Origin of the sequence: Vibrio albus, assembly GCF_003144035.1 — a bacterium.
Lineage (GTDB): Bacteria > Pseudomonadota > Gammaproteobacteria > Enterobacterales > Vibrionaceae > Vibrio > Vibrio albus.
The window spans coordinates 44,950-63,541 of sequence record NZ_QFWT01000006.1; the positions used below are offsets into that span (position 1 = coordinate 44,950).

Genomic DNA, 18,592 nt, shown 5'->3' on the forward strand with positions numbered 1-18,592 from the left:
GATATGATCTATTCTCTGAACTTAATCAAGAGAAAATATATTGTTGTCCTCATTCCAGTAAGCATTAAATTTTATATCTTCCCATTTGTTTCTGTATTGAGGCTTAATTTTTCCTACAATAGAGTATATTTCACCATCGATTAACTCGGTCATTTCTTCGAAATTAAAATCAATAAATACACTTTGAGGGTGGCTGAGTGTTTGATATTCAAAGCAGGCCGAATTTCCTGGCTTACCGGCTGTGGTTATCAGATCGCCATAGATATCTATACCAGCGATAGTAAAGCTTTCGAAGTAGGGTTCGATCATTCCGCAGCTGATGTTTGTGCCGGGTAGATAAAAATTAATATCGGCATCGTAATATTCTCCATTTGGGCTCTGTATGTAAGTATAGTGGTCCAAATGCAGACCTATATTGTACTGAGCGTATTGATTTGTAGCGATGGGATAGTAATAAGGCAGTAATTGCTGTTTTCTCGTTGGGAACAACCTCTGTTCTGCATCATTTTTTCTACTTTGTAACAGGTAGGTGTCAGACGAAGACGATTGTGTTACGGTTGCCAGTATGTCTGTATGTTGTTCATCATATATTTTTTTGTGTTTGATGGTCCATGTTTGGCTGTTTTGCTCCTGAGTATTGGTGGCAATCAACGTATCTTCATTGATGCTATATGTACCTATATTTTTCAACTGGCTTTTATCCGGGCAGTTGATTTTATTCTTGGAAGCAGCGAAGAACATCGAGCCATTGATAAACAATAGGGCTTGGCAGTAGGCCACTTGGTAGCTGTATTGCTTATTTCCAAGTTGATTGGAAGTGTTTATATAGTACAAGGTTTGGCCAACCAGAGGGTGGCTGTTTTCATCTTCTGCTCTTTCAATAAAAGGGAGGTTGAATTGAGCTATGGTCCAGGGTGTTTCTTCGTCATCATGGAAATGATCTTTCGCTCCAATCTGCAAGATGACGGCACTACCACCCTCTTCTGGATCCGGAACAGAGCCACTCAGTTGAATGCTGTCTAGCAGGGTATTTACCTTAATGGTATCGGTAGTGATATAAGCAGAATAGGAGAGAAGGTCATTTTCATCATCGCTGAACAGTCCACTGAAATCTAGCGATTGATTTGCAGGATTTCCTTCCGTCAGCTCCCACCCATAGATTATATTCTGCAGGCTTTGTTGAACACTGACGTTAATGATAGGTTTGCTGTTTGTGCTGTATTCGTCCTCTTGTTCGGAGACTATTTGTGTCTTAACAGAAACAGGTGCTGTTGTGTTTTCTGTTTTTTGTTGTGTATTAGGCTTTACTGAGTGGTTCGGCTGGTGCTCAATTAGCGGTGCGCTTTCTTTTTTGTCAGCAGATAAAACAAATACTTGCCGATTAACTTTTGGAGCGTGCTGTTCCTTCTTGGCTAACGTGGAAGCACCTGCTTGTGCGATCGTAGAGGTAGCTGAGTTAATATCTTCTGTACTATTTGCATTCACATTCCCCTCCATGGTGAATGTAAATATAGCGCCAATAATCACTAATATCGGGAGTGCAAAGGTAAGCTTTTTCATCCTTGAACCCTTACATTACTCTTGTTCTTAGCCAAGACCTGGAAAATTTCAGATCTTTTTCTATCAGGCTGTTGCTACAATCCATCAGAGAGCTTATTTCTTTATTCGATAACCCCATAAAGTACTTTAGTTTTATCACGTCAGACTGTCTGGGATAGCGAACACTGAAATTATCCAGTGCTTTCTCTATGCTCAGAAGCTGGTCGATATAGATCATTTCTTCGTTCTGGATTTCATTGACGGGCTGACGCTTTTGAGCCTGCATTGCACGGGCATTATCGATCAGTATCTGGCGCATCACTTTCGCTGCCATCAAATAAAATTGACGGCGGTTCTTAACCAGGTCCAGCCCAGAGCTGGAGAGTTTAATATAGGCTTCATGGATCAGCGCTGTGGTGTTGTTGGCACTATTTAGCAGCACGTCATTGTTGGTGCCAAATTTCTCTGCACTGCGTTTTCGCTCTCTCTGGGCGATATCACGTAATTTCTGATAAGCGAAAAGGTACAATTGTTGCTCTGCCTGTTTATCGCCTTGTTGCCAACCATGGATGATTTGTGTAAGTTCACTACTGTTTCCTTGTATAGCCATAACTTACCTCTCTATTTTTTTTAGTTCGGAAATTCGGATGGTTTCAGCTTTTTGCACACCGCTACGATTCATTTTGAGTCTTTGTTGTAAGCGATACAGCAATCCTTTATCCCACATATCGCCGGCAGGAAGGTATTCCCAACTGGTGTATTTGGTTTTTCCGTCACTGGTATGCCATTTGACTGGAGTGTTCAGTTGAGCCAGTGATGCTGTGTTTTTCCCTGAATGCAACCACCACATATCTGCAAATGACTGGCTAACATCTTCCGTGTATAAGGATAGGGTTTTAGGGCAGTGATGGCTATCTGAAGAGGTACGGAAAACCGAGCCATGCATTATCAGCAGACAGGCGTACTGGATATCCCCTTCTGGGTGGTAATCCTTCAGTTGCCATATGCCGGCTAAGTTTATATTGTCCATCCGAGCGTCAGAGCTGGTAAACCACATTTTTTCACTGCGGTTTAAATGGTGAACATTTTTATTTGGGCCCAACCCCTGAGTCTTTTGCATAAAGATGCCGGTTTTTTGATCATAGTTCATCGCGATGGTGCGGTATTTCCACTCTTCTATATCGTCATGTTCATCAACCGAAAAGCCATTTAGATCGTTGCGAGTACAACCTCGCTTAGCGCAGGCCAGTATTCCTCCCCACTTTTCGTAATCAGGAACAGCTTCAAACTCCTGTGTGCTGAAACTTTCTTTTGTGTTGAGTTCGCATGAAGACACTGAACCATCGTCGCTGCCAAAATAATCACCTATACTGGGATAGGTAAAAATCCCGGTTGGAGTCAGCTTGTATTTCAGTCGGCCAATTGGCCCGTAATAATCTGGTTCATCAATACGGGAGACGTCGAAAAAGCACAGGTTGCCTCGCCAGTCCCTTCTGGCAATGCTATCTTCTACCAGGACCGTATTTAACGGGCGTAGAATGATCTTATCTGAAGTGAAGTTTTCCTCAATAAACCTCTGACTCTGACTCAAGTGTCGGGCTGCTTCTGCCGCTGATACTAAATTGAGCCCAAGTGTTGTCTTGTAGTTATCTAAAGCACTCAGATCTATTTTTTTAAGTTTTTTCTGGAACTCGGGCTTAGAAAGGACTTTGCTGGTTAGCAGTATTTCATCCGGGTTTTCCGGGCTACTATCCAGAGAGAGCAGTAGCCGGGTCATATTGATACTCCTGCTTGGCGTTGTTGTTGCCAGAGTCGGTGTTATCAGTTCCTGGCTGGAAATAGAGGCCAGTACCATTGAAGAATCATCATTACCAAGGTAGAAGGTAACGATATCACCATCGTTATATTGGTAGGCTCCTTTATGAGTCGTCCCTTGTAAATCTGAACTGGTTTTATAATGGAGACCGGTTACTGGAGCATCAATAAAGTACCCGGTTTTGGGGGCTGATAAACAGGGAAGCGACAGACTAAGCATGCAGAGAATTATGGCTGTTTTTATGTCGATATCCATATCAGTTTTAACCTATTTGTCGTTTTTTATTGGTTTCTATCTGGGATGGGAGTCATCATCGCCAGTAATATCTTTTGTTTCATGTCACCAGGCAGGTCGGGAGAGGAGAGTATGCGTCTCCGGGTAAGTTCCAGCATGGCCTGAACGGACATCTCTTTATCAACATCACCTTTGCTGTGATAGAGCAGTTGGGTCATCTCGAACATCATATTTTCAGCGATAGCTTTTTCTTTACTGAGTTGATGATTCTTTTGAACCAGTAATCCGGAAAAAAGAGAAATGGCCAGAACCAGTGAGAAGATAGCGATAGTATGGAAAGGCTTTCGCTGAGCGAAGCGTTTAAGCACATAAAATGATTCATTCTTACGCATACTGATTGGACGGAACGTAAGAATATTGTGCACATCATCTATCATCATTTGCACGGATGAGTACCTATGCTCTGGGTTGATAGAGCAGGCCTTATTGATTACTCGAAATATATCTTTATCTGCACGGAAGTCCGGCAGCAGATAATTAAGTAATTTCCCTAATGAATACACATCACTACTGTTATCCAAATATTGTCCGGCAACTTGTTCCGGGCTGGCGAATTCTTTGCTGAATGCCAGTAACCCAGTGTCGAGGTTCATCGGTATTGATTTTATGCGCTGGGTAATATTGAAATCCAGAACCTTGGGGTTACCTTTTTCGTCAATAATGATGTTTTCTGGCTTGATGTCAGCATGAAGAACCCCATTTCTATGGGCATGTTCAATGGCCTCACATATTTTAATAAATAGCTCAATTTTTTCTTTTAAGGTTAAGTTAGAAGTTTTTTCTTGATCTGCTAATGTGTGCCCTTCGATTTTCTCCATAGTAATGAAAATCAGCTCATGATGTCTGCCACCATCAAATACTTTTGCTATAAACGGATGGTTAAGTTTTGCCAGAAGCTGGGCTTCTAAATAGAGGAAATCCGTACCTACTATTTCAGTCAGAGAGGGTCTTATAAACTTTATAGCCAGTTTTTGCTGAAACGTTTTATCAGCCCGTTCAGCTTCATAGACTACGCCCACTCCTCCTCGGCCAAGCTCGGTTGTTATTTGATACTTGTCTATTATTTTTCCTGATAAATCAGTGACATCAGAATATTTCATTAGTTGTTCAGCATGAAAACCGATTAGGTTGGAAAAATTAAAACTATCATCACTTTTCAAGTGGTCGGAGAGGGAAAAATAAAGGTCTGGGTTATCTGATTTAATTTTTGTCAAAAGGGCTTGTTGTTTATCGGCCGATAGATCGAGTAATTCATAGTAAATTTGAGTAAAACTATCACTGGCGGACGAAGAAGAAGCCATTATAACCATTTATAAGTTGTATGTATTTACGTGAGTTTATTAACCATAACTAATGTATGTTTTTTTATTTTTGGGGTCAAGATCATAAATGTTAATTATGTGAATAGACTTTTCAGGCAGGTAAATGATGGGGGAGTTGACGTTGTTCAATATCAATCTTAACCCCTAGGGTACGGGCAACTAAGTAGCTTGTCTTCAGATACTTTTCTTCGATTGTTTTATGCAGGGATGGTTGTAGTTTTAGCAGGTTATCCACAATGGATACAATGGAATAGATTTCCGGTTCTTTTAGTGGCAGATAGACCGAGTGTGATTTTTGTACACAACGAATATGGCTCATTTCCAGTTCAGATATCAGATCAATATTTGTCCCGTCAATGATATCCAGCAGCAGAATGGTTCTCACCGTTCCATTGATATTTGTGGAACGGCGGACACCATTAATAACCCCTGCGATGCAGATCAGCATATTAGGGCAGTGTGCAGCGATCCTGTGGATACGCTTTTTATCCCGTTCCATATAACGGTCTAGAGCATTTATATATTTCTCTGTCCACTGCTGGCGATCGAAATTTTCTTGTTTGGAGGCATGCCTATACGTAGTCCATAAGTGCAGATACATCATATCGCAGCGATAGGCTTCGATGATGCTGATAGCACAGCGTAAGCTCTGTCGCTTGTTGGGATTAACGAGTTTACAAATTTCCAGCCACCAACGATAGTATTTCGTTTCTACCGTATCCTTATCGATAGGCATTGGTGCCGTATTATCAGCCATGACAAAACTCCTTCATGTTTTGAAATAACGTATTTATATAAGGTCTTATTTTGCACTGATGCTTATATGGTTATTTTTTGTCTGGAGATTTAGTCATAGCCAAAGAGCGTAATATTTTGACCTTATTACAGATTTTCATTGCGAGAACTCTTTTTGTTTAACAGAGAGTTATAGTTTCCTTGACTTTAACTGCGGGGCAGGCTTAGGAAAAGACACGTGTTTTTGTGGAAAAACCGTAAAATTTTCGATGAGTTTGTGAAGAAAATTATCTGATGGAGATAAGAGAGACTTCCCTCATTCAAGCTGATGTCCTAATGAGGGAAGGAGAGTTGTGGTATTGTTGCTCTATGCTATAGCAACCTACATGGTAACCCACTCTTCCGAGCCTGTCGGGTGGATCGCGACGACCGAGTCGAAGTCGGCTTTGGTAGCGCCCATTTTCATGGCAACGGCAAAGCCTTGGATCATTTCGTCTACCGCGAAGCCGATGCCGTGCAGGCCGATGACTTTTTCGTCTTCACCCAGACAGACCAGTTTCATTTTGCATGGCTGGCGGTGCTTGGTAACCGCGGTATACATGGCGGTGAAACCTGAAGTGTACACTTTGATGTTTTCTTCGCCGTATTTCTCTTTCGCGGCCGGTTCGGTCAGACCGATAGTGCCGATTGGCGGGTGGCTGAAGACTACGGTCGGCACCAGATCGTAATCCATTTTCGCATCGGTCATGTTGTTAAACAGACGCTCGGACAGCAGGCGTCCGGCTTTAACGGCTACCGGAGTCAGCTCAATACCACCCTGCATAATATCACCTACACAGTACACACCTTCTGCGGTCGTTTGCTGGTATTCGTCCACTTTCACGTAGCCGCGTTCATCGGTTTCCACACCTGCTGCTTTCAGGTTCAGGGCATCGGTTGCCGGGTTACGGCCGATGGCCCAGATAATGGTATCGACATTGTGAGCGGTGCCGTTTTCATGGTACAGCGTCAGAGAGCCGTCCGCCTCTTTTTCCACTTTCTGCGGTACGGAGTGGGTGTGTACTTTTGGCCCTTCTGCATCCATCACTTCATGCAACGTCTGGATGATCATCGGATCGAACGTACGCAGTTTGGAGCCTTTACGCACGAACAGGTGTGTTTCGCAGCCAAGGGCATTCAGCACGCCTGCGATCTCTACGGCGATATAACCGGCTCCCACGACAGCGACCCGGCCCGGCTGTTCGTTGAGCTCGAAGAAGCCGTTGGAGTCGATACCGTATTCCGCGCCCGGAATGTTCGGGATGGTTGGACGACCACCAGTGGCAATCAGGATATGATCGGCGGTGTATTGCTCGCCGTTTACTTCCACTGTTTTGTTGTCGACAAACTTAGCAAACCCTTTGATAACACGGATCTTATTGTTGCCTAATACCCGGTTGTATGATTCGTGGATACGTTTAATATAGGCTTCGCGGCTTTCCACAAGTTTCCGCCAGTTGAACGATTTCAGGTCGACGTCGAAGCCGTAATCTCCAGAGTATAATTTAATGGCTTCGGCAATTTGAGCACCGTGCCACATGACTTTTTTCGGTACACAACCGACGTTAACGCAGGTGCCGCCCAGTTCGTTGGCTTCGATCAGTGCAACTTGAGCACCACGCATTGCAGCACGGTTGGCAGAAGCAATACCGCCACTGCCGCCCCCGATACAGATATAATCAAAATGTGTTGTCATTACTTTCTCCATTATTCTTATGTGTCTTTATTCAGGCACTATCCACTCTACTTTATAGTGTCCGGTGGCCGGTGCAATGGTTTCCTTAAGAAAAGGCAGCACTGTTTTCATCTGACTTTCCAGTTTCCACGGTGGATTTATCACAATCATGCCAGACGCTGTCATCCCTCGTTCGTTGGTATCCGGAGTGACACCCAACTCGATTTGCAGGATTTTACGAATGCCGAGTGACGCTAGTCCATCAATCATATCGTCAATATCGCAGCGGTTAACCACTGGATACCAGATAGCATAAATCCCGGTTGCCCAGCGTTTGTGGCTGTGGGCAATGGCGGTGACGACATCGCGGTGCTCGCGGGCCAGCTCATAAGGCGGATCAATCAGGACCAGCCCCCGGCGCTCTTTCGGTGGCAGGCTGGCTTTCAGCCGCTGGAAGCCGTCTTCTTTGTAAATTCTTACCTGACGGTCACGGTGGAATTCCTGTTCCAACAAAGGGTAATCACTTGGGTGCAGTTCGGTCAGCACCATGCGATCCTGCTGACGGAGTTGTGCCCGGGCCACACGTGGTGAGCCGGGATAATAACGCAGCGTGTTATCCTGATTCAGGCAACGGACAGCATCCAGATAGCTGTTCAGCTCTTCAGGCAGCGCAGCCTCTGTTGCGGCCGTTTTTTCCCATAGTTTGCCGATTCCCAGCTTGTATTCGCTGGTCTTTTCCGACCATTCATGGGTCAGGTCGTAGCGGCCTACGCCTGAATGGGTATCGTGATACACAAATGGTTTGTCTTTTTGTTTCAGGGCATCCAGGATCAGGCTCTGGACGATATGCTTAACCACGTCTGCGTGGTTACCAGCGTGAAAGCTGTGTCGGTAACTTAACAAGGCGATTCTCTCGGGGTGTGTGAAAGATGAATTTGAGTTAAGGTTATTATATACCCATAGACAGGTATAAGTCAGACGAACGGACTATTGAAATTCTGATATTCAGCCTACATTTATAGTCGTATATGGGGATAGAGAGTATTGCAATAACGAACTCGGCATATCAGCACGCCCTGACTATAACGAATCAATAAAGGAATCATGCTATGACCAACCCACTTCTGACATTTACCGATTTGCCTCCTTTTTCTCGTATCAGGCCGGAACATGTAAAACCGGCCGTAGAGCAGGCTATCGCGGACTGCCGGGTCGAAGTTGAAAAAGTGCTGCATGGCAATGATGCTCCAAGCTGGGAAAGTATCTGCGCGCCGCTGGCAGAAGTGGATGACCGGCTGGGTCAGATCTGGTCTCCGGTCAGCCATATGAACTCCGTGATGAACTCTCAGGAGTTGCGGGAAGCCTATGAAAGCTGCCTGCCCCTGTTGTCGGAATATGGCACCTGGGTTGGTCAGCATAAGGGGCTGTATGAAGCCTATAAAGCGATCAAAGCGAGTGATGAGTTTGCCACGCTGACGCAAGCCCAGAAAAAGAGCATTACCGATGCGCTGCGTGATTTTGAATTGTCGGGTATCGGCCTGCCAGCGGATGAGCAGCATCGTTATGGTGAGATCAGCAAACGCATGTCGGAGCTTAGCTCCCAGTTTTCCAACAATGTGCTGGATGCGACAATGGGCTGGACCAAGCAGATTACCGATGAAGCCGATTTGGCCGGTATGCCGGACAGTGCCATTGCAGCTGCGAAAGCAGCGGCCGAAGCCAAAGAGCTGGATGGCTGGTTACTGACGCTGGATATTCCTTCTTACCTTCCGGTGCTGACCTACTGTGATAATCAGGAGCTACGCCGTGAAATGTACGAGGCGTATGTAACCCGAGCTTCGGATCGTGGTCCGAATGCCGGTAAATGGGATAACAGCGAGATCATGGTCGAGCAGCTGAAGCTGCGTCACGAGCTGTCTCGTATGCTGGGTTTCAATACCTACAGTGAGAAATCGCTGGCCACCAAGATGGCGGAAGAGCCCACCCAGGTACTGAGCTTCCTGAATGATCTGGCTGCGAAAGCCAAGCCTCAGGGTGAACGTGAAGTTCAGGAACTGCGTGAGTTTGTACAGGAAGAGTATGGTGTAACCGAACTGAATCTGTGGGATATCTCTTATTACAGCGAAAAACAGAAGCAGCATCTGTTCAAGATTTCCGCTGAAGAGCTGCGCCCGTATTTCCCGGAAGAAAAAGTGATCAACGGTTTGTTTGAAGTGCTGAAGCGTGTATTTAACATGCGGGTGGAAGAGCGCAAAGAAGGTGTGGATGTCTGGCACGAGTCGGTACGATTTTTCGATATCTTTGATGCAGACGATGAGCTGCGTGGTAGTTTCTACCTTGACCTGTATGCCCGAGAGCATAAGCGCGGCGGTGCCTGGATGGACGAATGTCGCGTGCGTCGCGTCACTCAGTCCGGTGATTTGCAAACGCCGGTGGCGTATCTGACCTGTAACTTCAACAAACCGGTCGGCGATAAGCCTGCGCTGTTTACTCATGATGAAGTCACGACGCTGTTCCACGAGTTTGGCCATGGTATTCACCATATGCTGACTCAGGTGGATGTCTCTGCTGTTTCCGGCATTAATGGTGTACCGTGGGATGCGGTAGAGCTGCCGAGCCAGTTCCTGGAAAACTGGTGCTGGGAAGAGGATGCATTGCAGTTTATCTCTGGTCACTATGAAACAGGCGAGCCTTTGCCATCTGAAATGCTGGATAAAATGCTGGCGGCGAAGAACTTCCAGTCAGCGATGTTTATTTTGCGTCAGCTGGAATTCGGCCTGTTCGATTTCACTCTGCATACGGAATATGATCCGGATGTGGGTGCCCGCATTCTGGAAACGCTGGCAGAAGTGAAGAAAAAAGTGGCGGTCTTGCCAAGTGTGGAATGGAACCGTTTCTCGCATTCGTTCAGTCATATCTTTGCCGGTGGCTACAGCGCGGGTTACTACAGTTACCTGTGGGCGGAAGTGCTGTCATCAGATGCGTTCTCCCGCTTTGAGGAAGAAGGTATCTTTAATGCGGAAACCGGCCAGAGCTTCCTGACCCATATTCTGGAAATGGGGGGCAGTGAAGAGCCGATGGAGCTGTTTAAACGTTTCCGCGGTCGTGAACCGGAAATCGATGCGCTGCTGAGACATTCGGGGATTGAGATTCAGTAAGATTATTGATGCGCGGTAGACCTTTCAGAAACTAGATCGCTGCGCTTTTAGAGACTATAAAAGCCTACATTGCGAGCTTCTTTTATAGTCTCTAGTTTCTAGGAACGAAGTGGTCTAGCTTCTTAGGTATTTTTATGGTTCCACATTCCGGTTTATCGGGTTCTGTAGCGATATCAGAGTCTCGGTAGATTGCACCTCATCAATCGCCTGTAGCTTGTCTATCAGCACATACTGCAGTTCTTCAATGTTTTTGCACATCAGTTTGACGAAGATATTATAGGCACCGGTTGTGTAGTACGCCTCGACGACTTCATCTAAGGCATTCAGTTTCTCCAGTGCGGAGTGGTAATCCCGGGCGGCATTCAGGTTGATACCAATAAAACAACAGACATCGTAGCCGAGTTTTTTCGGATTCACGATCACTTCCGTGCCTTCGATAATCTCAGCGGCTTTCATTTTTTCTATCCGGACGTGAATGGTCGCCGGGCTGACGTCGAACTGCTTGGCCATTTCAGCGTATGGGCGACGGGCATCTTCCATCAGGGTCTTTAAAATGGCGCGGTCGAGATCATCCAGACGAGCAGAGGTATGCATAAAAAACATCCGATTTTAAACAGTAATATATAAATAGTATATTTAATCAGCATGAATGATACTATTAAATCCCCATATTCCCATGAGACTTCTGTTTTGCGACAACTGATTGTTATTTTTCTTCTTTTATGGAGCGTGGCCGCACCAGCTAAAAGCAGTAAAGATGTGTTGGTTGTGCACTCTTACCATCAGGGGTTTTCCTGGACAGATGAGTTTCAGGCTGGTCTGTCTCACGACCTGAATGGACAAGGCATTACCTATCGTGCTCTCTATCTGGATACCAAACGGGATCAAACTCCGGAATATCTCCGGCAACTCTATCGGCTTTACCACGCCAAGTTGGAAGAAGAGCAGTTTGAGGCTGTTGTGGTCAGCGATAATAATGCACTGAACTTGATGAACCGTCTGGGTGATTTACTTGGCGATACACCGGTCATTTTTAGTGGCATCAATGGCTATCAGCCAGATATGCACAAGGCGTTAAGGGCAACCGGAGTCAGTTCCAATATCGATCTTGAAGAGAACCTGGCTTTAATTCAGCGTGTTCAGCCGCAGGCAAAGCGTGTCACTATTATCAGCGATTATTCCGTGACGGGGTATGCGGTGCGTGATCAGATAGATCGGTTTATCCAAAACCACACGAATCTGAGCGTTCAGATTGAACATATGGTTCCTGAATCCTATGACGAACTGCTGGAGCGCGTATCGGAGTCGGACGGAATAAACACGGCGATTTTGTTCTGGGGCTATTATCGTGACAGGGAAGGGAAGCCAGCCCGTCTCAATATTTGGAAGCGTGTCGCTGAGTCTGCCGCCTCTCCGGTATATCTGACGCATGATTCAGGGATGGGCTATGGTGCCGTAGGGGGAGTAATACAGAGCGCGCGTGGGCAGGGCGAAACCGCTGCACATATGTTGCGGGAAATCCTCGGAAATCCTTCTGCACCGTTACCACCGGTTCGAAATGGCACCCCGAAAACCGTGCTTGATTATACGGCTATCAGCCAGTGGAATCTGACTGTCCCACTGGAAGAGTCGGTCACCCTGTTGAATAAACCACAGTCACTGACAGAAAGGTACGGGAGCACTCTGCGCCTGGCATTGAGTTTAATACTGATGATGGCGGTCATTATTCTGGTGTTAGGGTATTATTTGAGGCGGTTGTATGCGAGTGAAAATAAGGCCAAGCACAACCAGATTTTGTTGGAATCCATGCTTGATAGGAGCCACCAGTTTGTCGGGATTCTGGACTCGTTCGGACGGGTTAAACTGAGTAACCCCCGCCTTCAGGAATTGATATCCGGAAAGGAATTTGAGCCGGAGCTGCCTTTCTGGCGACACCATGCACTGGAAAAAGAAGCGGCTCGGCGTTTGCGCCATTATTTTGAATCGACAGACATGCAGTTAGTCGAGCGCTTCGAACTGGAAATTCTGTCTTCAACTCATGGCTGTATGCTGCTGGATGTGGTATTGAGTCCGCTGCCTTCGGAAGCCGGTAAACTGTCTCAGTATATGTTTGAAGCCAGCGATATTACGACCAGAGTATTAACGCAGCAAAAGCTGGTAGAGAGAGAAGCGACGCTGCGAACGTATTATGATCAGCAACCGGTGATGATGCTGACGCTGGATGATAACAACCGGATTCAGGCGGTTAACCAGTTCGCAGAAGAGCTGCTGGGGTATAATAACATGGCGTTACTCGGGCATCGGCTGCGGGATTTTTATGTCGATGAGACGTCGCTTCCGGCCAGACAACTGCTGATTCAGCCTCAGCAAAATGCAAAGAGTGTGTGGCGAAGAGAAATTCGTTACCGGCATAAAGACGGGCAGTCTCTCTGGATTCGGGAGAATGTACGGCCTATTGGTGAAGATGGCCAGTTACTGGTGGTGGGAGAAGATATTACTGAGATACGTTCACTGACCGAACAACTGGAGTATCAGGCCCGTTACGATCAGTTGACGGAAGCCTTTAACCGTAACCATTTTGAGCTAGAGCTGGAGAAATCTCTGCGGGAAGTTGAAGGGCATATGCGAACCCACGCGATGCTGTATCTGGACCTCGACCAGTTGAAAGTCCTGAATGATACTGCCGGTCATGAAGCGGGGGATGCCGCGATAAAATTCGCAGCAGCCCTGGTAGAGCAAGAGTTACCTTACAGTGCGACCCTGGCCCGTATGGGCGGGGATGAGTTTGCGGTACTGCTGAGAGACTGTAATGAGATAGGGGCTCAGAAGATTGCCACAGCGATCATTCAGGTGTTGAGTACCAGTGCGTTTACCTGGGGAAATATTACACTGAATATTACCTGTTCAATCGGTATCCGCCTGATTGATCATACGGCAGATTCTCCTCAGATGGTGCATGCTCAAGCCGACACCGCCTGCCATGCGGCGAAAGATGAAGGACGTAATCGCTATCATGTGTATCACGTTGATGATGCCGACCTGCGTCAGCGGCAGCAGGAAATGGAAAGTGTCAGCCTGGTCCATGAGGCTCTGGCGAATGACCGGCTGGAGCTGTTTGCCCAGCAGATCCTTGATTTAAATGATGAAGATGGTCAGCCAAAACTCCATTTTGAAATTCTGGTGCGGATCCGTAACCCGGAAGGCGAGTATATTTCACCGGGGATCTTTATGCCGGCCTCTGAGAAATACAATATCGCTCACCTGATTGACCGGGCCGTGGTGACAAAAACGCTGGCCTGGCTCGAAGCACACCCACAGGCTGTCGAACAGTTATCTTTCTGTTCGATTAACCTGTCCGGTCAGACGATAGGGAACCGGGATTTCGTCCGTTTTCTGCTCAATGCCATTGATGAAAGTTCGGTTCCCAGTGAGAAACTGTGTATTGAAGTGACAGAAACGGCGGCGATGGGGAATATCAATCAGGCGGTTGAACTGTTTACCCGGATTAAAAAGAAAGGTTGCCTGATCGCTCTGGATGATTTTGGGTCCGGGTTGTCTTCGTTCGGCTACCTGAAAAAACTGCCTATCGATGTTGTGAAGATTGATGGCATGTTTGTCCGGGATATGGATACCAATCAGACCGACTATGTCATGGTGCGCTCCATTAATGACCTGGTCAAACAGATGGGTAAACGTACGGTTGCAGAGTTTGTGGAAAATACGCGCATTATCAGCCGGTTGACCGAGCTTGGGATCGATTATGCTCAGGGGTATGTGATTAACCGGCCTAAGCCTCTGGCAGAGCTGGTGGATGAGATCTTAGGCACGCAATATCATCTGGAATGATAGGATACCCGGCTCCATTCCGTTAGAATACCCACCCTGCTTTTTGGCATTATTTATGTCGACGATTATTCATTTATGGAGTTCAGTGTGCAGCTACAGTTACTGTGCGAAGAGAGTTATTTACAGCCCCGCTTAGACGACATAGCGGCATTGTGGCATTTAAGCCATGATGACCAGAGCCCGTTTGCTCTGGTACTGACAACAGAACGTCTGGAACTGCGTAAACTGGATGAGCCCAAACTGGGGGCCATTTATGTGGATTTGGTTGGGGGAGCCGTCGGGCACCGGCGTAAATTCGGGGGTGGAAAAGGACAGGCGATTGCGAAAGCGGCTGGTCTGAACAAAGGCGCGACACCAACGGTGCTGGATGCGACTGCTGGCTTAGGTCGGGATGCCTTCGTACTGGCCTCTCTTGGCTGTAACGTACAAATGATAGAGCGCAACCCTGTGGTGGCCGCCTTGCTGGATGACGGTCTGAAGCGCGCGAAGCTGGATCCCGACATAGGTGGATGGGTGTCTGAGCGAATGTCTCTGTTGCACGCCTCAAGCCATGATGCTCTTGAACAACTGACTCAGCAGGCATCATTTGTTCGGCCGGATGTGGTCTACCTCGACCCTATGTACCCGCACCCGGAAAACAAGAAGAAAAGTGCCCTGGTGAAGAAAGAAATGCGGGTGTTTCAGTCTCTGGTTGGCGCGGATGAGGATGCCGATGCGTTGCTGGAGCCGGCCTTTGCGCTGGCCGTAAAAAGGGTGGTTGTGAAGCGGCCTGACTATGCAGACTGGCTGGCCGGGCGCAAACCGACCATGGCGATTGAAACGAAAAAAAACCGGTTCGATGTATATGTAAAAGCATCAATGGGTTAGCTGTTCTCCCTCATCAGGTGGTGTTTTTCTGCTTGAAAAATTGTTCAGCTATCGTATTATCCAATTAGTAATGATTCTTAATTGCATTGACTTCTATTTATCTCATAAGCTCATTGTGACGTAGCTGGAGCTGTACATGGCTAAACGATTATGTAAATTTAACCGCCACGATATTGCGGCCAATCTGGGCACCATACATTCTCTGGTCAAAGAACCCCGATACCTGTGTCGTTCCTGTGCCAGAACGTCTGCTGAGTCATCAGTGCTGTGCAAGCCGGAAGCCATTCCTTTTATTTCTGAGGCCGCTAATGTCGGTGCCACTGCTGACGTCGTCATGGCTAAGCCAAATCAAACGAAAAAGTCTCTGAAGAAACTGAAAAAAGCCGGGAAAAAACAGAAGAAGCTGGAGAAGCAGTTAAGAAAAGCCACCAGCCGTCAGGCTAAGATAGAGCAGAAGCTGGTGAAAATGCAGCATTTGACTGGTACGGCCGAGCTTCTTTCTGATTCTGACGTACCTGCTGCCTTGCATTAATGGCTGAGGATAGTCAGGTAGCGCCGTGACAGGCACTACCTGAGAGTGTGTTTATCGTGTCTGATACTGGCTGCGAACTTTCTGTTTAACCAGGGTTTCGTTCACGATCAGTGACAGAAGGATAATGCTACCGCCGATCAGAAGACGCACCAAATCGACATCGCGGTTCCAAATCAAGATATTGACGATCAAACCGGCAGGCACCAGTGCATTATTCATGACCGCTAAAGCACCGGTATTCACTACACATGCCCCTTTATTCCACAGGAAGTAGCCCACCCCGGAAGCAATCAGACCCAGATATACCAGAATTCCCCACTGCAGGGCCGTTGTCGGCAGCTTATCCGGGTTACCCAGCAGAGCAAAAGCAATGACAGCAACACATAATGCACCGAGGTAGAAGTAACCGAATACGGTGTGCTGAGGCAGGGAAATGTCCTCTTTCTCCATAATGTACTTGTAGCCTACCTGACCAATGGCAAAGCAGAGGTTGGCACCCTGTACCACCAGAAATCCGGTCAGGAAGTTGTCATTAATACCGGAAAATTTGATGACTACCGCTCCGGCGACGGCAATGGCCGCGGTGAGCAGATACCAGGGTGAAAAACGGCCTTTCAGCAGATCGTAGACCAGAGTGACGTAAATAGGAGTAAAGACGGTAAATAGCAGCACTTCTGGTACGGAGAGCAATAAGAATGACTGATAATAGAAACAGTACATCAGACCAAGCTGAATGCCTCCAACCGTCATTAGTTTGATGATCAGTGATTTGGGAACCTGATGGAATTTCAGGAAAGGGACAAAGACTACGCCAGCAAGCGCAACGCGCATCAGAACGGAGAACCATGAGTCAACCTGACCGGCAAGGTAGACGCCGATCAGGCTAAAAGAAAACGCCCATAACAGGGTGACGGCAGAAAGGTAGAACATGATTGGTAACCAAATTAAAAAAAGTTAATTGACGAATGAATAAAAAACGTCCGCATTCTACCTGTTTATGTACAATTAGTCTTTATCTAATGGCACGACCAGCAAATCAATCGGTACGCTGTTCAGCAGTTGTTTAGTGGAAGAGAGCAGCTTACTCCAGAAATCCTGATGATGGCCACAAATGACGAGATCCACCTCTTTTTGCTTAATGGCATCTTTCAGTTCGTATCCCAGATCTCCGGCACCGACCATAGTATGCTTGACCGGATAATCGGCAAAGTCAGCCAGTTCCCGTAGCTGTTGTTTTGAAGCTTCTATTGCCCGGTTTTGGGTATCGGCCAAGTTAATATCGATCAGCCCGGTATATACCTCTGCGTAGTTCACATCGATATGGATAAAAGAAAGATCAGCATGAATCGGTTTGGCCAGCGCCACTGCTTTTTGAATAAGCACTTTACTTTCTTCAGTCAGATCGACAGCAACCAGAATATGTTTGTAACACATAGAATTAGCTCCTTTTCGAGGTATCTTTACTAAGATTAGCAGGTAATCGGAAAGTTTTTTGAATACATGATCTCATAACTGGAGCGGTCTTTTTCTACGTCTCACATAATAGAAAGGTGCTATATTTTACTGATAAAAGTCTTATAAAACCTTATGCTAAACAGAAGTTGGTAAGCTTTTACAAGGAGAAAAAATGTTATCTCAAGCAATGATTGATCAACTAAATGATCAAATTAACCTCGAATTTTATTCATCCAATCTATACTTACAAATGAGTGCATGGTGTGAAGATAAAGGTTTCGAAGGTGCAGCTGCTTTTCTGCGGGCTCATGCCACAGAAGAAATGGAACATATGCAGCGCCTGTTTACGTATGTGAGTGAAACTGGATCGTTACCGATTCTTGGTTCAATCGCTGCCCCAAGGCATGACTTTGAAAGCTTGGGTGAAGTGTTTAAGGAAACTTATGACCACGAAGTAATGATCACGGAAAAGATCAACAAACTGGCTCATGTTGCTTTCACCGCGCAGGATTACTCAACCTTCAACTTCTTACAGTGGTATGTTGCAGAGCAGCATGAAGAAGAGAAGTTGTTTAAAGGGATTTTAGATAAGCTGGAGCTTGTGGGTGAGGATGGTAAATCTCTGTTCTTACTGGATAAAGATCTGGCAGCAATGGCAAAAGAAGGTTCATCTTCAGTAATGGATGCTGGCGGCGCGTAAGCAGATAAGACGAAGATCATGCCTAACAGGCGTACTGTTCATCTTTTTCTGCACGCATTCCTGAAGATGTAAGGAGGAGAGGATGATCAGTAGCGATCTTGTTTTATTCACTTTGATGGTAGTGGTAAGTGTTAACTTGGCGCGTGCGCTGACAGCATTGCGTTCGTTGCTTTATATTATGCGTGAAGCTCACCCTTTGTTATATCAGCAAGTCGATGGCAGGGACTTTTTCACCACGCATGGCAATGTTGTGAAGCAGTTTCGCCTTTATCACTACATCAGAAGCCGTGAGTACATGCATCATCATGATCCTCTGTTTATCAAAAAATGCGATAAAGTCAGAGGTCTGTTTATTCTGTTTATGAATCTTCTGGGCGTCACATTGCTCGCTGCTATTTTGATTTAAAGCGAGTAATTTAGGGATAAGTGCTAATGATTTGTGAGTAGGGTATGCCTGTATTGGCAATGGTAGAATGAATGGTTAAAATGCTGTTCAATTAGCGGGGATGTGCGTGGTTAGCACATCCTTTTTATTTTCCAGGCCTTGATATATTAAGGGCTAATTGTCGCTCAGAACGCCGTAAATACATCCCTGTAGGCTTGGACGCAGCATC

The 18,592-nt window shown here is 46.3% G+C and carries 16 protein-coding genes; 6 read left to right on the top strand and 10 right to left on the bottom strand.

The window, feature by feature from the left end; all coding sequences use genetic code 11:
• Positions 1 to 21: 21 nt before the first annotated feature.
• From DI392_RS11710 to DI392_RS11740, 7 genes are all read right to left on the bottom strand, one after another.
• The gene (locus DI392_RS11710; protein WP_109320094.1) at positions 22 to 1,560 is read right to left on the bottom strand and encodes a hypothetical protein; all 1,539 of its coding nucleotides are present in this window, start codon (positions 1,558 to 1,560) and stop codon (positions 22 to 24) included.
• A 10-nt stretch (positions 1,561 to 1,570) separates the two neighbouring features.
• A complete protein-coding gene (locus DI392_RS11715) occupies positions 1,571 to 2,149 on the bottom strand; it encodes an ECF-type sigma factor (RefSeq protein ID WP_109320095.1) in 579 nt (192 codons plus the stop codon).
• 3 nt (positions 2,150 to 2,152) lie between these two features.
• Positions 2,153 to 3,610, bottom strand: coding sequence for a chromosome partitioning protein ParA (locus DI392_RS11720; RefSeq protein WP_109320096.1), 1,458 nt, complete (start codon positions 3,608 to 3,610; stop codon positions 2,153 to 2,155).
• Positions 3,611 to 3,636: 26 nt separating this feature from the next.
• Positions 3,637 to 4,950, bottom strand: coding sequence for a serine/threonine protein kinase (locus DI392_RS11725; protein ID WP_109320097.1), 1,314 nt, complete (start codon positions 4,948 to 4,950; stop codon positions 3,637 to 3,639).
• 112 nt (positions 4,951 to 5,062) lie between these two features.
• Positions 5,063 to 5,728, bottom strand: a complete 666-nt coding sequence (locus DI392_RS11730; RefSeq protein ID WP_109320098.1) for a hypothetical protein — start codon at positions 5,726 to 5,728, stop codon at positions 5,063 to 5,065.
• 360 nt (positions 5,729 to 6,088) lie between these two features.
• Entirely contained in the window at positions 6,089 to 7,441 is a 1,353-nt protein-coding gene (gene gorA, locus DI392_RS11735) for a glutathione-disulfide reductase (RefSeq protein WP_181388413.1), read from the bottom strand.
• A 27-nt stretch (positions 7,442 to 7,468) separates the two neighbouring features.
• A complete protein-coding gene (locus tag DI392_RS11740) occupies positions 7,469 to 8,323 on the bottom strand; it encodes a 23S rRNA (adenine(2030)-N(6))-methyltransferase RlmJ (protein WP_109320100.1) in 855 nt (284 codons plus the stop codon).
• Between the two features lie 206 nt (positions 8,324 to 8,529).
• Between DI392_RS11740 and prlC the strand changes: the two genes are divergently transcribed.
• Positions 8,530 to 10,578 (top strand): oligopeptidase A, encoded by a 2,049-nt coding sequence (gene prlC / locus DI392_RS11745; protein WP_109320101.1) that lies wholly within the window; start codon positions 8,530 to 8,532, stop codon positions 10,576 to 10,578.
• 132 nt (positions 10,579 to 10,710) lie between these two features.
• Here the strand turns inward: prlC and asnC are convergent, their stop codons facing one another.
• Complete coding sequence (gene asnC, locus DI392_RS11750) at positions 10,711 to 11,172, bottom strand: transcriptional regulator AsnC (RefSeq protein WP_109320102.1); 462 nt, start codon at positions 11,170 to 11,172, stop codon at positions 10,711 to 10,713.
• Positions 11,173 to 11,268: 96 nt separating this feature from the next.
• On the opposite strand from asnC, the gene DI392_RS11755 reads away from it, so the two are divergent.
• From DI392_RS11755 to DI392_RS11765, 3 genes are all read left to right on the top strand, one after another.
• The gene (locus tag DI392_RS11755; RefSeq protein WP_425445693.1) at positions 11,269 to 14,424 is read left to right on the top strand and encodes an ABC transporter substrate binding protein; all 3,156 of its coding nucleotides are present in this window, start codon (positions 11,269 to 11,271) and stop codon (positions 14,422 to 14,424) included.
• 87 nt (positions 14,425 to 14,511) lie between these two features.
• Positions 14,512 to 15,291 (top strand): class I SAM-dependent methyltransferase, encoded by a 780-nt coding sequence (locus DI392_RS11760; RefSeq protein WP_109320104.1) that lies wholly within the window; start codon positions 14,512 to 14,514, stop codon positions 15,289 to 15,291.
• 136 nt (positions 15,292 to 15,427) lie between these two features.
• Positions 15,428 to 15,823: a hypothetical protein gene (locus DI392_RS11765; RefSeq protein ID WP_109320105.1), complete on the top strand. Its 396-nt coding sequence runs from the start codon at positions 15,428 to 15,430 to the stop codon at positions 15,821 to 15,823.
• A 51-nt stretch (positions 15,824 to 15,874) separates the two neighbouring features.
• Here DI392_RS11765 and DI392_RS11770 read toward each other — a convergent pair whose 3' ends face one another.
• A complete protein-coding gene (locus DI392_RS11770) occupies positions 15,875 to 16,753 on the bottom strand; it encodes a carboxylate/amino acid/amine transporter (RefSeq protein WP_109320106.1) in 879 nt (292 codons plus the stop codon).
• Between the two features lie 75 nt (positions 16,754 to 16,828).
• Positions 16,829 to 17,257, bottom strand: a complete 429-nt coding sequence (gene uspA / locus DI392_RS11775; RefSeq protein WP_109320107.1) for a universal stress protein UspA — start codon at positions 17,255 to 17,257, stop codon at positions 16,829 to 16,831.
• Positions 17,258 to 17,450: 193 nt separating this feature from the next.
• Between uspA and ftnA the strand changes: the two genes are divergently transcribed.
• Together ftnA and uspB are read left to right on the top strand one after the other, a co-directional pair.
• Entirely contained in the window at positions 17,451 to 17,978 is a 528-nt protein-coding gene (gene ftnA / locus DI392_RS11780) for a non-heme ferritin (RefSeq protein ID WP_109320108.1), read from the top strand.
• Between the two features lie 82 nt (positions 17,979 to 18,060).
• Positions 18,061 to 18,384, top strand: coding sequence for a universal stress protein UspB (uspB, locus tag DI392_RS11785; RefSeq protein ID WP_109320109.1), 324 nt, complete (start codon positions 18,061 to 18,063; stop codon positions 18,382 to 18,384).
• The last annotated feature ends 208 nt before the right edge of the window (positions 18,385 to 18,592 follow it).

Excerpts from the sequence above, each read along its gene's own strand:
- DI392_RS11710 (WP_109320094.1), bottom strand. The coding sequence starts at position 1,560 with ATGAAAAAGCTTACCTTTGCACTCCCGATATTAGTGATTATTGGCGCT.
- DI392_RS11715 (WP_109320095.1), bottom strand. The coding sequence starts at position 2,149 with ATGGCTATACAAGGAAACAGTAGTGAACTTACACAAATCATCCATGGT.
- DI392_RS11720 (WP_109320096.1), bottom strand. The coding sequence starts at position 3,610 with ATGGATATCGACATAAAAACAGCCATAATTCTCTGCATGCTTAGTCTG.
- DI392_RS11725 (WP_109320097.1), bottom strand. The coding sequence starts at position 4,950 with ATGGCTTCTTCTTCGTCCGCCAGTGATAGTTTTACTCAAATTTACTAT.
- DI392_RS11730 (WP_109320098.1), bottom strand. The coding sequence starts at position 5,728 with ATGGCTGATAATACGGCACCAATGCCTATCGATAAGGATACGGTAGAA.
- gorA (WP_181388413.1), bottom strand. The coding sequence starts at position 7,441 with ATGACAACACATTTTGATTATATCTGTATCGGGGGCGGCAGTGGCGGT.
- prlC (WP_109320101.1), top strand. The coding sequence starts at position 8,530 with ATGACCAACCCACTTCTGACATTTACCGATTTGCCTCCTTTTTCTCGT.
- asnC (WP_109320102.1), bottom strand. The coding sequence starts at position 11,172 with ATGCATACCTCTGCTCGTCTGGATGATCTCGACCGCGCCATTTTAAAG.
- DI392_RS11765 (WP_109320105.1), top strand. The coding sequence starts at position 15,428 with ATGGCTAAACGATTATGTAAATTTAACCGCCACGATATTGCGGCCAAT.
- DI392_RS11770 (WP_109320106.1), bottom strand. The coding sequence starts at position 16,753 with ATGTTCTACCTTTCTGCCGTCACCCTGTTATGGGCGTTTTCTTTTAGC.
- uspA (WP_109320107.1), bottom strand. The coding sequence starts at position 17,257 with ATGTGTTACAAACATATTCTGGTTGCTGTCGATCTGACTGAAGAAAGT.
- ftnA (WP_109320108.1), top strand. The coding sequence starts at position 17,451 with ATGTTATCTCAAGCAATGATTGATCAACTAAATGATCAAATTAACCTC.
- uspB (WP_109320109.1), top strand. The coding sequence starts at position 18,061 with ATGATCAGTAGCGATCTTGTTTTATTCACTTTGATGGTAGTGGTAAGT.